Source organism: Pelagibacterium nitratireducens, from assembly GCF_037044555.1.
In the GTDB taxonomy this organism is placed as follows: Bacteria; Pseudomonadota; Alphaproteobacteria; order Rhizobiales; family Devosiaceae; genus Pelagibacterium; species Pelagibacterium nitratireducens.
This window is the reverse complement of record NZ_CP146275.1, coordinates 353,955-368,114: the sequence shown is the minus strand read 5'-3', so window position 1 is coordinate 368,114 and position 14,160 is coordinate 353,955. Positions and strand designations below refer to the sequence as shown.

At 59.3% G+C, this 14,160-nt stretch carries 15 protein-coding genes and 1 pseudogene; 7 read left to right on the top strand and 9 right to left on the bottom strand.

Annotated elements, in window-relative coordinates; all coding sequences use genetic code 11:
* Positions 1 to 30 precede the first annotated feature (30 nt).
* Positions 31 to 1,608 (top strand): PQQ-binding-like beta-propeller repeat protein, encoded by a 1,578-nt coding sequence (locus V6617_RS01885; protein ID WP_338608697.1) that lies wholly within the window; start codon positions 31 to 33, stop codon positions 1,606 to 1,608.
* A complete protein-coding gene (locus V6617_RS01880; protein ID WP_338608695.1) occupies positions 1,605 to 2,318 on the top strand; it encodes a hypothetical protein in 714 nt (237 codons plus the stop codon). The genes V6617_RS01885 and V6617_RS01880 overlap by 4 nt, the downstream gene beginning before the upstream one ends.
* Before the next feature lie 8 nt (positions 2,319 to 2,326).
* Here V6617_RS01880 and V6617_RS01875 read toward each other — a convergent pair whose 3' ends face one another.
* The 8 genes and pseudogenes from V6617_RS01875 to V6617_RS01845 all read right to left on the bottom strand — a co-directional run bounded on the left by V6617_RS01875 (position 2,327) and on the right by V6617_RS01845 (position 8,163).
* Positions 2,327 to 2,872 carry a pentapeptide repeat-containing protein gene (locus V6617_RS01875; protein ID WP_338608693.1) on the bottom strand — a complete coding sequence of 182 codons (546 nt, stop codon included), beginning with the start codon at positions 2,870 to 2,872 and terminating at the stop codon, positions 2,327 to 2,329.
* Positions 2,873 to 2,893: 21 nt separating this feature from the next.
* Positions 2,894 to 3,079 (bottom strand): annotated as a pseudogene (locus V6617_RS18985) (hypothetical protein); the annotation flags it as partial.
* A 594-nt stretch (positions 3,080 to 3,673) separates the two neighbouring features.
* Positions 3,674 to 3,988 (bottom strand): antibiotic biosynthesis monooxygenase family protein, encoded by a 315-nt coding sequence (locus tag V6617_RS01870; protein ID WP_338608691.1) that lies wholly within the window; start codon positions 3,986 to 3,988, stop codon positions 3,674 to 3,676.
* A gap of 25 nt (positions 3,989 to 4,013) precedes the next feature.
* Complete coding sequence (locus V6617_RS01865) at positions 4,014 to 4,838, bottom strand: fumarylacetoacetate hydrolase family protein (protein WP_338608689.1); 825 nt, start codon at positions 4,836 to 4,838, stop codon at positions 4,014 to 4,016.
* Positions 4,839 to 4,861: 23 nt separating this feature from the next.
* Entirely contained in the window at positions 4,862 to 5,344 is a 483-nt protein-coding gene (locus tag V6617_RS01860) for a nuclear transport factor 2 family protein (RefSeq protein WP_338608688.1), read from the bottom strand.
* A 33-nt stretch (positions 5,345 to 5,377) separates the two neighbouring features.
* Positions 5,378 to 6,883 (bottom strand): tripartite tricarboxylate transporter permease, encoded by a 1,506-nt coding sequence (locus V6617_RS01855; RefSeq protein ID WP_338608687.1) that lies wholly within the window; start codon positions 6,881 to 6,883, stop codon positions 5,378 to 5,380.
* Between the two features lie 4 nt (positions 6,884 to 6,887).
* Entirely contained in the window at positions 6,888 to 7,367 is a 480-nt protein-coding gene (locus V6617_RS01850) for a tripartite tricarboxylate transporter TctB family protein (RefSeq protein WP_338608686.1), read from the bottom strand.
* A gap of 31 nt (positions 7,368 to 7,398) precedes the next feature.
* Entirely contained in the window at positions 7,399 to 8,163 is a 765-nt protein-coding gene (locus tag V6617_RS01845) for a class II aldolase/adducin family protein (RefSeq protein WP_338608684.1), read from the bottom strand.
* 317 nt (positions 8,164 to 8,480) lie between these two features.
* Here V6617_RS01845 and V6617_RS01840 point away from each other — a divergent pair, with 317 nt between their 5' ends.
* The 5 genes from V6617_RS01840 (at position 8,481) to V6617_RS01820 (ending at position 12,671) form a co-directional block, all read left to right on the top strand.
* A complete protein-coding gene (locus V6617_RS01840; protein ID WP_338608683.1) occupies positions 8,481 to 8,828 on the top strand; it encodes an NIPSNAP family protein in 348 nt (115 codons plus the stop codon).
* Positions 8,825 to 9,808: a Bug family tripartite tricarboxylate transporter substrate binding protein gene (locus V6617_RS01835; RefSeq protein WP_338608682.1), complete on the top strand. Its 984-nt coding sequence runs from the start codon at positions 8,825 to 8,827 to the stop codon at positions 9,806 to 9,808. The genes V6617_RS01840 and V6617_RS01835 overlap by 4 nt, the downstream gene beginning before the upstream one ends.
* 72 nt (positions 9,809 to 9,880) lie before the next feature.
* Positions 9,881 to 10,702, top strand: coding sequence for an IclR family transcriptional regulator (locus V6617_RS01830; protein ID WP_338608681.1), 822 nt, complete (start codon positions 9,881 to 9,883; stop codon positions 10,700 to 10,702).
* A 63-nt stretch (positions 10,703 to 10,765) separates the two neighbouring features.
* Positions 10,766 to 11,620, top strand: coding sequence for a polysaccharide deacetylase family protein (locus V6617_RS01825; protein ID WP_338608680.1), 855 nt, complete (start codon positions 10,766 to 10,768; stop codon positions 11,618 to 11,620).
* A gap of 52 nt (positions 11,621 to 11,672) precedes the next feature.
* Positions 11,673 to 12,671, top strand: coding sequence for a LysR family transcriptional regulator (locus V6617_RS01820; RefSeq protein ID WP_338608679.1), 999 nt, complete (start codon positions 11,673 to 11,675; stop codon positions 12,669 to 12,671).
* On the opposite strand, the gene V6617_RS01815 is transcribed toward V6617_RS01820, so the two are convergent.
* A complete protein-coding gene (locus V6617_RS01815; protein ID WP_338608678.1) occupies positions 12,668 to 14,137 on the bottom strand; it encodes an aldehyde dehydrogenase in 1,470 nt (489 codons plus the stop codon). The two genes, V6617_RS01820 and V6617_RS01815, sit on opposite strands and share 4 nt — an antisense overlap.
* Positions 14,138 to 14,160: the final 23 nt, after the last annotated feature.

Here is a 14,160-nt window from a genome sequence, read left to right as displayed (position 1 = left end):
TCTCTTTTTGCGCGGAAAGCTCTGATCGTCATGGCATTATTGAATTGTCTGAAGGCCTTAGGGTTCGCCGTTCTGCTTGCCACGGTCCCCACAGCATCTGCGCAGGAGCGTGATCCGGCCGACTGGCCCATGAACCTTGGTTCACTCGAGGGCACCCGCTACTCGGCCCTCGACCAGATCGACCGGAACAATATCGGCCAGTTGGTCGAACTCTTCAGCGTTCCGCTAGGCGGCCTGCTCCAGGGTGGCGGGGACTTTGCAGACGCATTGCCCATCAGCCCGCTGATCGAAGACGCCTACATCTACATCACCGATGGCACCGGGCGGGTCTACAAGCTTGATGCCCGCGAACGCGGTCGCATCGTCTGGCGCAGTGAAGGGCACCAGGAGGATATCAACAGTTGGCTCGAACCGAGCCGCGGACTAGCATTCTACGAAAATTTTGTCATTGCAACCACCGCCGATGGCCGGCTGCTCTGGCTGGACAAGCAGACCGGGGAGCTCGCTCGCTCCGTCCAAGTCGGCGATCCGTTGGACGGCTACACCATTTCTACATCGCCGCTGGTCGTCGATGACCACATCATAGTCGGAGGCAATGGCTCGAGCCGCGGCGCCCTGGGCCGGATCGACGCGCTCGACGCCCATACCGGCGACCCCCTGTGGCGCGTCGACACCGTCACGCTTTCCGACGGCAGCGGACTCGTCGGCGGCGGGGCGATCACCCAGACAGGCGTCTACGACGCCGCGGCCGGTCTTACGGTCTGGGTCACCGGCCACCCCGTCCCCCGCTTCGAACCCACATCGGCATCCATGACCAACAGCGCGATCGCCATCGAGGTGGAAACCGGCAAGGTGCGCTGGCATTTCCAATATGTCGCCGCTGACGATCATCCGAACGGATTTTCCGAAGGCGGCTCACATCAGATCGTGCCGGGCGACGGTGAAGGCAAAAACATCACCCACTTCGGCGCCAACGGGCAGTACCATGTACTCAATCTCGACAGCGGTTCACTGCAGAGTTCGACACCGCATGTCGCCGGAACGCTCGGTGAGGAAGAGTTCGGAACGGGCTGGGCTGATCGCGCCGGATGCCCAAACATCCGCAGCGTCGAAGCCTTCGCCTCGGCCTACAGCCCCCGCACAGGGCTTTCATACGGCGCCGGCGCCGATGGTTGCTTGACCGAAGCCATTCCCGCCATCAAAACCTACTCCCTGCCCGGCTGGATGGGCGCCTACTACTCCGGGGCCGCCTCCCATCTGGGGATGCTTTCGGCGCTCGATCCGGCGACGGGCTCACTTAAAGCCCAGTATCTCTTCGACTTTCCGCTGCACAGCGGCGTGCTGGCCACCGCCGGCGGACTCGTGTTCACAACGACCGCCGAGGGCACGCTTCACGCACTCGACGATGAAACGCTTGAGCCGGTCTGGACCCACAAGTTTTCCTCGCTGACCTCAGTCCTGCCGACAACCTTTGCTGTCGATGGGCGGCAATACATCGCTGTTGTCGTAGGCGGCAACGCATTTAGCGGCGAGTTACCATACCGTCCGCGCGAGATGAGCAATGCCGAACCGATTTTCGCGGTTGTGGTTCTCGGGTTTCCGTCATGAGTGAGCTTTTCCGCATTCTTTCAATAGCGCTCGGGATCTTTCTCACGGCCCTCTTGCAAACGGCTGCTGCGTGTGACAACCGGCTGTCGGTCTGGGACCTGCCGCTTGGAACCAGCGCGTCAGAGCTGCTTGGAACCTTCCAAGACCATGCCTGCGGCACAAATGGTGGGCCGCCCTCGCGCCCGTTGTCCGGCTTTGAGGACTACCACCTGTGCGAGACGGACGAACAAGGATTTTACGAGGTCTATTTCCGCTATGACGACGAGCAGGAGTTCGTCGCCCGCGCCCTCGAGCAGGACCGCCGCATCGCAATGTGTCAAGGCACCCGCGTCTTCGACATTCCTGTGATCGCATCAGGCCTGTTCGACGACAGCGGCATATTGCGGGGGATGCGATTGGTGACGGACGCGCGCGGCGCTTTGCCCGCAAACCGCAACGATCACTGGGCGCTCGGTTCAATGCTGCGCAAAAAGTTTTCCGGCAATTGGCGCTGCCATCCACTGCCCCTCGGATCGGGCGATACACCTGCTGCCAGTTTCGTGCCGAACCAAGAGTGCACACTTGGGACCGACAACACCGAGTTCTTTGTGCGCCAGACGTATTTTCACCGCACCGGACAATCATTCCGGGACGAGTTCGGGGTCGTGCACCCTAACCTCTTCGTCAGCGAAACCTATTTTCAGATAATCCAAGACGCCGCTGCGCCCTAACTGCACAGCTAAGTACCGACACGTCCAATTACGGCGTTATCGAATTGGGTGCAGGTGAGATCGGCGCCGTCGAGCCGGACATTGCGCAAGTCGGCGTTCACCAGACGGGCATCGGTAAAATCGGCGGCCAGGAAGTCCGCGTTGAAGGCGTGGATCTGCGCCAGATTGGCGGAGGCGAAGTTCACCCCCATGAAGCCGCCATTGGTCAGACGCGCACCGCGCAAATCGCTGCGCTGGAAGTTCGCCGCCTGGAAATTGGCCAGTTGCAAGTCCGCCTCGCGCAAATCGGCGCCGGCGAAACTCGCGCCCCGCGCCAGTACACCTGACAGGTTGGTACGCCAGAGCTCGGCTCCTCCCAGTTTGGCGTTTTGCAGCCGCGCGCCGCTAAGATTGGCGTCGCCGAGATGAGCCAAGCTTAAATCCGCCCCATAAAGCAATGCGCCCCGCAAATCGGCGGATAGCAACGAAGCCCGCTTCAGGTCGGCCAAGTTGAGATTGGCGCCCGATAGGAAGGCTCCGTCCAGTCGGGCATCAGCCAGGATGGCCCGGTGCAATGACGCCCCGGCGAGGCTAGCGCCCCGAAGGTCAGCTCCTGAGAGGTCGCGGTACTGCAATTGTGCGTTCCGCAGATCACACGCCGGACAATCGCTGCTCTCAACTGCCAGGAATGCCTCGACATCCCCCTTGGGAATCGCATCTGGTCTATAAGGAGTCGGCAATCCGGTCGAAGGCGGTACGACAAATGGTCGGCACAGCTGCATCGACGGCTGGCCGAACGCAGGTACAATCGAGCCCGCAAACAGGAGAAATAAGAGGGCTGATCGAGCCTGATTGATTACACTCGTCCTCAACATACAGTCGAGTATGGCTCCTCGTGTATGCTATGGCAAGCCGACGGCTGAGTCGCCAGCCGATAGGCCCACGGCGACGCCGCTACTCGCCGTGATCCAGCACCCGGCGGGCCGCCCTGATTTAGTCGCACCAATCACCCAGTGAGGGTGCATGTTCTTGTGCGCCGAATGCCGCGCTACCCGGCCGTCCCGACGGCGCGATCGACCGATTTGGCCGCGTATCTTGCCGTGATACATATTCAAGACCGCCCCTAGCCTCCGCTTCATAGGACGGAATTATCGAAAACTCGAACCTGCTCGCTGCTGGCCGGTGGGGGAGACGTTTGCGGCTCAGCTCACAATCGGCATCAAAGGTGGGGATGAAGCGAAAAATAATGGCCGCTCAGTCGCCGATCTCGTCAGGTGGCAGCCGGAACGGTCGTTTCCGGGAAAGAAGCCTGTATTGCGAACAACTTGATAGCTCGCAGCGTCAATCTGCACTCGAACAGCGCCCGATCAGCCCAGTCAAGCTACGTCCTCCATCGACCAGCAGATGACGTCGGAGCTATGCTCTACATAGGGTAGGCGCTCAAAGCAATGGCCAACTAATTCCCGCCAAGCTAGAAAATCACGCGAGCCGGCGAACCCGATGACATGGTCTTCTACGCTCCCCCAGCCGACGACCAGTTGGTAGCGCTGAGGTAGCTCCACCACCTTGCGCAGCTGGAGTGAATGGAAGCCGACGGCCCGCTTAAACAGTGGAGCGGCGCGGCGTACCCCTTCCTCGAACTCCTGTTCAAAGCCAGGCTTGATGTCGATCTGGGCAATCTCGAGAATCATTACAGGGCTCCGTCCTTTGACACTCTCACCCCTTGCGGAAATCGCTGCCCAGCGCAATCAACTGTACGCCATCGGAGGCCGATGGCTGAGCGCCGAAGTCGGGAGGAATGGCGATTTCGGCTGAGGCAATATAGTTTTCCAGTGCGCCCAGCCCTTCCACCTCGACCACGATGGTCGAGCCGGGTTCGATCGGCCGGGAATTGGCGGGAGTGCCGGTGAGGATCATGTCACCGGCTTCTAAGGTGATGGTACGCGCCAAATCTGCCAGCAGATAGTGCGGATCCCAGAGCAGGTCGTTGGTATTGGCGTCCTGCACCACCTTCCCGTCGATGAGCGTGCGCAAACGTTTATTACGGAAGTCCCAGTCGGTGACCAGGGACGGGCCGACCGGCCCCAGCGTGTCGCTGCCCTTTACCCGGACCATGCTGTTCTCATCGGTGTCGCGGAAGTCGTGCAGGCCGAAATCGTTAGCAATGGTATAGCCAGCAATACAGTTGGGCGCCTGTTCGGGCGTGATGTTACGGGTAGTGCGACCAACTACGAGGGCGAACTCGCCCTCGTAGTTAAGGAAACGGCAATTCGCCGGCCGGACGACGGTGCCGCGATGGCTGTTGAGGCAGGAGACCGACTTCCAGAAATAGGTAGGGGCTGGAGGCTGCTCGCGTCTTAGCTCATCAAGCCGACTGCGGTAGTTGAGATGTACGCAAATCACCTTGGTCGGCACAGCCGGCGGCAAATGAACAACATCATCGACCGCGCGACGGCTTCCGTCGATCCAGGTGAAGGCGTTGTTTTCGACGGTGATGGTCCGCACTAGGCCATCGATCTGCACGCGTCTGAAGTCGGTCATTTCGTCTTACTCCTGATACGGGGTCAGCGGGCGCCGGGAGGAGGGGCGGCAGGATAGCCGCGTCCGGCATAGTCGAAGTCACCCAGTTCCAAGACGGTCAAGTCGGAGGCCTGCGGCGAGGCGTAGTAGGCGCGGATTTCCTTGATCAGGCCGCTGGCCGGATCGAATTCGTACCACTCATCGCCGCGCAGCATCTTATTATGCTTGGTCTTGAAGTGCGTCCATTCCATTACGGCCCGGTAGCTGATCGGCTCAATCAGAAGCGTGTCGATGCTCCAGTAGGAGCCCATTTCATTGACTGCCTCAATCCAGCGATCGGCCACGGTGCGGGCGCCGCGGAACGGCCCCCGATACATGCGAGGTGGAAAATAATGCACTGCCTCCACGGTAAGACAGGACATGATCTTGCCCGAATCAGCTTCGTTGCAGCCATCAAAGTAAGTGCGGATGGTCTGCTCCATGGTCTCCGCGCGTCGGGCAATGTCAGGATCGGTATAAAAGCTCATCAGGAGTCTCCTGCTTTCTCGAGAAAAAAGGATTCAGTCGTCCTCAACGAAAATCTTCTTGCGGCGGCGCACCATCATCGGCAGCACCGATACGGCCAGCAGCGCCACAGCCGCCAGCAGCAATCCCAGACTGATTGGGCGGTCGAAGAAGGTCACTGGACTCCCGCGCGACATCATCATGGCCCGCCGCAAATTTTCCTCGAGCAAGGGCCCGAGCACGAAGCCAAGCAAGAGCGGTGCCGGCTCACATTTGAGGCGGTAGAGCACGTAGCCGAGAATGCCAAACATGGATATTTGATAGAGATCGAAGGCGTTTCCGTTGATGGAGTAGGTGCCAATGGCCGAAAAAATGATGATGGCCGGAAATAGGGCCTCATAGGGCACCTTGAGCAGACGGACCCACAGGCCGACCAACGGCAGGTTGAGAACCAGCAGCATCAGATTGCCAATCCACATGGAGGCGATAAGCCCCCAGAACAGCTCTGGACGCTCGTTGATGACCGACGGTCCAGGGGCAATGCCCTGGATGAGCATGGCTCCGAGCATGAGGGCCATGACCGGGTTGCTTGGAATGCCTAGTGTAAGCATGGGAATGAAAGAAGTCTGCGCGCCGGCATTGTTGGCTGACTCGGGTCCGGCGACCGCTTCGATCGCGCCGTGACCAAAACGCTCGGGCGTCTTGGACAGGCGCTTTTCAAGGGCATAGGAGGTAAAGGAGGACAACATCGCCCCGCCTCCGGGCAATATACCAAGAATAGAACCGATCGCGGTTCCGCGCAGGACGGGATTGGTCGACCGCTTGATGTCGTCCCGGGTCGGCATCAGCCTGCCTATCTTGTTGATCTCACCTGAACGTTTGACGTTGCCGGCTAGGTTGCGCAGAATTTCGGCTACGCCGAAGATTCCCACCGCCACGGCTATGACATTGATGCCATCGAACAATTCGATCATACCGAAGTTCAGCCGGGGCAAGCCCGAATAGACGTCTGTACCGATGACGCTGAGGAGTAGGCCGAGCACCACCATAGCAAGCGCCCGGAGCACAGATCCGTGCGCCAGCGCAATGGAACAGACCAGACCTACAACGATCAGCGAGAAATATTCCGCCGGGCCGAATTCTATGGCGACCAAGGCCAGCGCGGGTGCAAAGGCAGCAATAAGGAGTGTTGCGAAGGTACCCGCGATGAAGGACCCGACTGCGGCAACGGCCAGTGCCGGCCCTGCCCTCCCACGACGCGCCATCTGATAACCATCGATCGCGGTGACGACCGATGAAGCCTCGCCGGGCAAGTTGATAAGAATGGCCGTGGTCGAACCGCCATACTGGGCGCCATAATATATGCCCGCCAGCATGATCAGCGATGCGGTGGGAGACAACGTAAAGGTAATGGGTAGCAGCATCGCTATGGTTGCTGTGGGACCAACGCCAGGAAGGATGCCGATCAGCGTACCGAGCAGTGCACCGACGAAGCAATAAACCAGATGTTCGATGGACGTTGCGGTTGAGAAACCGAGAGCCAGATTGGCCAGTAAGTCCATGGTTCTAACCTGTAATGAAAGTGGGCAGAAGCGGAAGCGGCAGATGCAGACCGAAGCTGAACACAGCGACACAGAGAATGGTGAGGCCGACGGTAACGCCAATGCCCATGCGCACGGTCATGCGTGGACTGGCAAAACACACGACGCCCACGCAGATGGCCGTTGCCAGAGCCAGGCCCAATTCACGCACGGTTACTGCAAATAGGATCGGCGCCAGGGCAATGGTAACAATGGCTCGCCACGGGACTGGACCAGGGGCGTCCTCGTCACCGACTACCGCCTCGGTGTGGGGACTGGCAAAAGATCTGAGGCCAATCGCCAAGCCAAGCACCGCGAGGAGTACGCCGAGCATCACCGGAAAGAAGCCGCTACCCATCCTGGAGGGCGTTCCGATGTTGAGCGTAAATAGGGCATAAAGGGCAAACCCGGCGCCTAGAAGGACGCAGAGCCCTCCAGCCAGCAAGTCTTCGCGTTTAAAAACCACGTGCAACCCCTCCCCTGGACTCGTCAACTTATCAGCGCTTGAATGAGGGGTCTAAGGCTTCGGCCATGCGCATCAACGCGTTCCATTCCGCGACATTTCCGCCCTTATCGTGTGCATCCCACTGTTCGGCCGCCATTTCGCACATTTCGGGCGGCGGCAAGCGCAGCGGCGCGCCGCTGGCTTGCGCAGCCAATTGCACCTCACAGCTGTCGATCAGGTATTTCATGCTCATCATCGCCTCCCCGATGCCGGGGGCGCAGGTGAGAAGGCCGTGATTGCGCAAGATCATCACCTTCATCTGACCGATGTCCATGGCAATCTGGGCGCGCTCAGCTTCCTTGTCGGAAATGCCGTAATACTCGTGGTAGGCAATACGCCTGTAGAAACGCATTGAGCCCTGAGTTAGGGGCAGGAGATCGACGTCGAGCGCTGAAATGGCCATTCCGGCCTTGGTATGAACGTGGATGGAGCAGTTGATCTCCGGCCGCGCCTTGAGCACGGCCGTGTGGATGTTAAAGCCAGCCACGTTTACAGCCCGCGATCCGTCCTGGACATTGCCCTCGAGGTCGAGCTTGACCAGCGAGGACGCTGTGACTTCGTTGAACAATTCGTCGTTCGGCTTGAGCAGAAAACAGTTGTCCTCGCCCGGAACGCGCAGCGTAATGTGATTGTAGACGAGATTGGTCCATCCGAACCTGTCTGCAAGCCGGTGGGCCGCAGCCAGTTCGATGCGCGCCGACCATTCAGTATCGGACATACCCGCTGGCTGGACATCCTGTGACGCGGTTTGAACCATCTTTCCCTCCTCGTTTCCTCTGCTTCTACGCTAAGGTAGCGCGAGACTCCGTGTCAAGCACTGAATTCCGTTCTATATACTGAACGCCATTTAATCCGACCTTCGATACCGATCGGACAATAATCTATTGATATAACGCCATAAAACAGCATCCAACCCACTCTCATGGCATCAGAATATATCGCCCATGGAGCACCATACACTGCGTGCACTCGATTTGACACTTGCCTAGCTGAATTATGTTCAATACACTGACCATCGTTCACCGGTCTGCAATTTCAGCGGCGACCGGACGTATATAGAGAGGTCTTGGTGCGATGTTTGTTGAGCAGCGGGTCTATACGCTGAGGCCGGGAACGACTTCGGCTTTCATCGACTATTACGGAGAGCGTGGCCGGGCTGTGCAAATCGCCCACCTCGGTAATCCGGTCGGATATTACTTCACCGAGGTGGGCTCACTAAATCAGATGGTGATGAACTGGTACTACGCCTCGCTAGACGAGCGAGCCCATAAACGACAGCAACTGGCAAGCGATCCTGATTGGGTGGCATACCTGGAGCACGCCCGCGAATGTGTTACCACACAACAGACTAGTATTCTCAAGCCGGCGCCTTTCTTCACCGAACAATTGCAAGCCTACATTTCAAGGAGGAGGAACTCATGAATGGATTCAAGCTGCTCTCCAGCAGAATAGCGGCGCTCGGCACTGCGTTTGTGCTGCTGAGTGCGGGTGGCGCAATGGCGCAGGACTATCCCGATAAGCCCATCCGCCTCATCGTCCCGTTCAACGCAGGTGGTGGCATTGACACAACCGCGCGCTTCATGGCCGAGGAGTTGGGGGCGGAACTCGGCACCGACATAATCGTGGAAAATGTCGGCGGTGGGGGAGGCTCACTCGGCGCCACGGAAGTCGCCCGCTCCGCTAGTGATGGTTATACTCTACTTTATCACTCGGCCACGGGACCTGCCCAGGCTGCAGTACGGGACGACCTTCCCTACAACTGGTTCGAGGATTTCGTACCGGTTTCACAGGTCGCCGCCTTCGCCTCTGCGGTGGTGGTGGGACCATCTTTTCCCGCTGACACGATGGCCGAGTTTATTGCCGAGGTTAAAGCGCATCCCGGCGAATACAGCTACGCCTCTTCGGGCACCACAACGGCCGTTCATCTCTTGAGCGAACTGTTCAATACCCAGGCAGGCATCGATCTTATCCACATCCCTTATCAAAGCACGGGTGCGGCGACTGCCGACCTTATTGCGGGACGGGTCACCATGGTGATCGATGGGCTGCCGGCGCGTGCCAACGACATCAAGGCTGGCACGCTGAAAGGTCTAGCCGTGACTTCTGCCGAGCGCTCCGTTTTGCTGCCTGACCTGCCCACCCTAAAGGAAACAGGCGTGAATATGGTCGACGTGTATTGGACTGGTGTGTTTGCGCCCGATGGCACGTCGCCGGAGATCGTTGACACACTTGCCACCGCCATCGCAAAAGTAATGCAGGAGCCCGAGATGATAGACCGATTGCTCGAAGTCGGCACGAACGCGGTGGGATCGACCCCGGAAGAGTTCGCAGCGTTATCGCAGGCCACATATGATCTCTATCATGGCATCGTTGAGGCCGATCCGTCTCTGCTTAACGAATAGCCTCAAGCCGAACCGTCCCATTCGCCGCTGGCGAATGGGCTTGTAGAAAACCGTGCGAACGCGGGAGAAACCGTGAAAAGCAAGACGACCACCGCTAGTACGCCGCCCCCCAAAAAAGCCCCAGAGGGCCTGCAGAAAGGCGTGGTTCCGGCAGTCGAACGGGCGGCCCGCCTGCTGGCCCTGCTCGAGGGTACGCCACACAAGGCGTTCTCGCTGGCCGAGATCGCAAGGCGTCTCGAAATACCCAAGTCTACCGCGCTCAACATCTGCTCGGAGCTGGTGCTCGCCCAGTTCGTGCGGCGCAGCCAGTCGGGCTATCAGCTAGGTCGTCGGCTTGTGCAGCTGGGCTCCGCCTATGTCGCCAGCGTCGACCTTATACGCGAGTTCTATGAGGTCTGTAATGCTATTGACGCCGACCTCGGCGCGATCATCCAGTTGTCGGTGCTCGACGATCAGCTCAATGCCGTCTACTTGGCGCGGCAGGACCACAACAGCCGGTTGCAGTTGGGGCTCCGGGCGGAAATCGGTCGCCACGTGCCAGCCAACTGTACGGCATCGGGCAAGGCACTGCTGGCGGCACTGCCCGAAGAGAATTTCGAGAGCCGCGTCGCGGGGCTGCGCAAGCTCACCGTGCTAACCCCCAATTCCATTGGTACCGTTGCAAGGCTGCGTCGCGAACTAAAAACCATCCGGGAGCAGGGCTATGCTCTCGATGACGAGGAAGTGTTACCGAAGATAGCATGCGTAGCGCGAGCGCTGACCACCGATCATCGGGAGGACGGCCTGCTCTCGGTCAGCATCACGGCCCCCAAGGTAAATGGCACGCTTGACCGGCAAAAGACGCTACGATTCGTACTGGACCGGTTCGTCGAGACTATGCAGAGCCGACTCTAGGTACCCTTTAAGACAATCTCCACCAGTCCCGCGCCGGACCGGTGATCAGTAAGGTAGGCGACTATGACCCAAACTTCCTTCCAATGGCCTGGCAGCAACAAGATCGCCGTGATGGTGACCGTGCTGCTGGAAAGCTGGTCAGATGGCAAGGCCCCCTCTTATTCGCCGATGACGACGCCGCTTAAGCCCGGCACCTATGACCGTGCCGGCGTTACTTGGGCGTCCTACGGCGTGCGCGCCGGTATCTGGCGCATCATGCGCATCCTCAGGCAGCACGCTATAACGGGCACCATCTGTGCCAATGCCCGTTCGATCGAACTGGCACCCGATGCCGTCCGCATCGCGGTAAGCGATGGCCATGAGATCGCGGCACATTCCTATACTCAGGACGCGGTCATGGCATACATGACCCGTGACGAGGAGTTAGCAATGATCCGCCGCTGCTCGGACGTGTTCGTCGCCCATCTGGGCGAAAAGCCCAAAGGCTGGATCAGCCCGGTGCTAGCCTCAAGCAATGACACCGCGGAACTACTGGCGGGCGAGGGGTTCCTGTGGCACGGGGACTATAACGATGAAGATCTGCCCCGCGTGGTGAAAACATCGCAGGGGGCGGTAATCGGTTTGCCCCACACCGACTTTGCCGACAACCGGGTGTTGCGGCAGAGCCCGCGTGCCTATTTCGACGCCTACAAGGATACATTCGACTACCTTTATGCAAACGAGCCGGGCTCGCTCATCAATCTGACGCTCCATAGTCAGTTCGGCGGCCGACCACTGATCTCGTCGGTATTCAACGAGATCTTAACCTATCTCAAGAGCCATGAGGCTGTGTGGTTCCCGCGGCACGACGAGCTGGCTGAATGGTATCGCTCCACCAATATCCAGGCGGTGCCCTACGCTCAACGGTTCTTCGCCTAACTCGCGTGGATATGCTAACCATGCCTCGATGGCGGCGCGAGGGTCGTCGCCGATGACAGGTGCGACCGTATTGACTTTGCCCACTATACGGCAGTTACAGATGTTTGTGGCGCTAGCCCGATTCCAAAATTTCCGTCGGGCGGCGCAGGCGCTCGGCGTGACCCAGTCAGCGTTGAGCCAGTCCATTAAGCAAATCGAGTTTCTCATTAATGTGCCGCTTTTGCAGCGCAACCAGCGACACGTCGCCCTAACCAGCGCCGGCCAAGCTTTCTTGCCCCATGCAGTGCGGGTGCTCGACAATCTCGCCACTGGAGTCGATCTCGTTCGCAACGCCGGGGAACCGGAAACAGGCTCGGTGACTATAGCCTGCATGTCATCGACGCTTCTGCGGTTGATGCCAGCGGTGGTGGAGAGCTTCCGCAAGCTCCATCCCGGACTCAAGATTCACGTGCTCGAAGTCGATGCGGTCGGCATGGGTGACCGCGTTAGGCAGGGTGAGGCGGATTTCGCAATCTCGGTCATGTTCAACCAGGATTTGGCGCTCGATTTCGGCCCCCTGATCGAGGACGAGCTGCACTTGGTTTGCCGACCCGACCATGCCTTTGCGACGCGTGAGCAGATGAGCTGGAGCGAACTTACCAGTTATGGCATACAACAGACTGTGCAATGGAGCGGCATCGCCTATCTCGTTGCAGATATCGGTGGACTCGAGGACATTCGGGGCCGCGCCACCTACTCGGTGACGCGTATTTCTACAGTGCTCGACATCATCTCCGAGAGCGGCCTGGTATCGGTGTTGCCGACGCTGGCGCTGGCCGCGCCATCGATCAAGCGTAAGTTCCACCATTGCCCAATGGTCGAACCGAGAATCAACCGCTCCATCGGACTTATCACGCCGCGCGAACGGCCAATGTCGCCGACGGCGTCGGCATTGCGTGAGGTACTCCTGCACACGCTACAGAAATTTGGCGACGAGGGCCTGCCCGGAGCTCGACTAGTTCGAGGTATGGTGCCGTCGCGCAAGACCCTGCCTTCCCAACCGTCCAATTAAATCCGCATAATGAAGGGATTGGGGACTTCCGAAGCAGTGTTAATCCAGATGCTCTTGGTCTGCAGATATTCGTCTATGGCCTCGATGCCGTTTTCGGCACCGATACCGCTCATCTTGTGACCATTGACCGGAGAGGAATAACTGACTGAACGGTAGGTGTTGACCCAGATAACGCCGGCCTGCAGTCGGTCGGAGACGTTGATCGCGCGCGCGATGCTCTGCGTCCATACGCCGGCGGCGAGCCCATATAGTACGTCGTTAGCGATCGACACCGCCTCATCCTCATCCTTGAACTTGATGACCGCCAGCACCGGCCCGAACACCTCCTCCTGGGCAATGCGCATGTCATTGGTGACATTGGTGAATATGGTCGGCTCTACAAACCAGCCTCCCCGGTCGGCTGCCTTGCCGCCGAGCACGGAAGTGGCGCCCTCTGCCTTTGCGATGGCGATGTACTCGAGGATCTTGTCGTATTGCGCCTTGGTCGTCACCGGGCCGACCTGAGTATCGCTGCGACGCGGATCGCCGATCTGCGCCGTCCCGGCCAAGGCCAAGAGCTTTTCCATGAAGGCGTCGTAGATGGTTTCCTGCACCAGGAGGCGCGAGCCGGCAATGCAGGTCTGCCCGCTGGCAGCGAAGATGCCGGAGACGGCACCGTTGACCGCGTTGTCAATATTGGCGTCGTCGAAGACGATGTTGGGCGACTTGCCGCCGAGTTCGAGAGAAACCTTCTTGAGGTTGCGCGCGGCCGATTGGTATACGCTCTTGCCGCCGAGCTCGCCACCAGTGAAGGCGACCTTGGCAACCCGCGGATGGGTAACCAATGCCTCTCCGATCTCCCCGCCAAGGCCGGTTACGACGTTGAAGACGCCGGGCGGGAAACCCGCCTCCTCCACCAGTCGGGCGAACTCGAGAAGAGACGCGGAAGTATATTCGGAGGGCTTCATCACCAGCGTACAGCCGGCCGCCAGCGCTGGCGCGATCTTATTGGTAGCCAGCAGTAGCGGCGAGTTCCATGGAGTGATGCCAACGACCACTCCGACTGGCTCACGGCGCGTGTAGTTCAGGACGCCGGGCTTATCGATCGGGATGACTGCACCTTGGACCTTGTCGGCTAGGCCGGCAAAATAATAGTACCACTGCGGGATGTAGCTGGCCTGAGCGAACATCTCGGCCATAAGCTTGCCGTTGTCCCGCACCTCGATTTCGGCGAGACGGCGGGCATTTGCGACGAGCAGATCTCCCAGCCTGCGCAGCAGCGCCCCACGCTGAGTGGCCGTCAGTTTTGACCATGGCCCTTCGGTGAATGCCTCGTGCGCCGCCTGGACGGCACGATCGGCATCTTTGGCATTGCCGTGGGGGATGCGCGCCCATGGTTTGCCGGTATAGGGGTCAACGCTGTCGAGATAGGCGCCCGAAGCCGGTGGCACCCATTGGCCACCGATATACATCTCATAGGTCTGCATCTGTCTCTCCGCAGTTAGCCTGT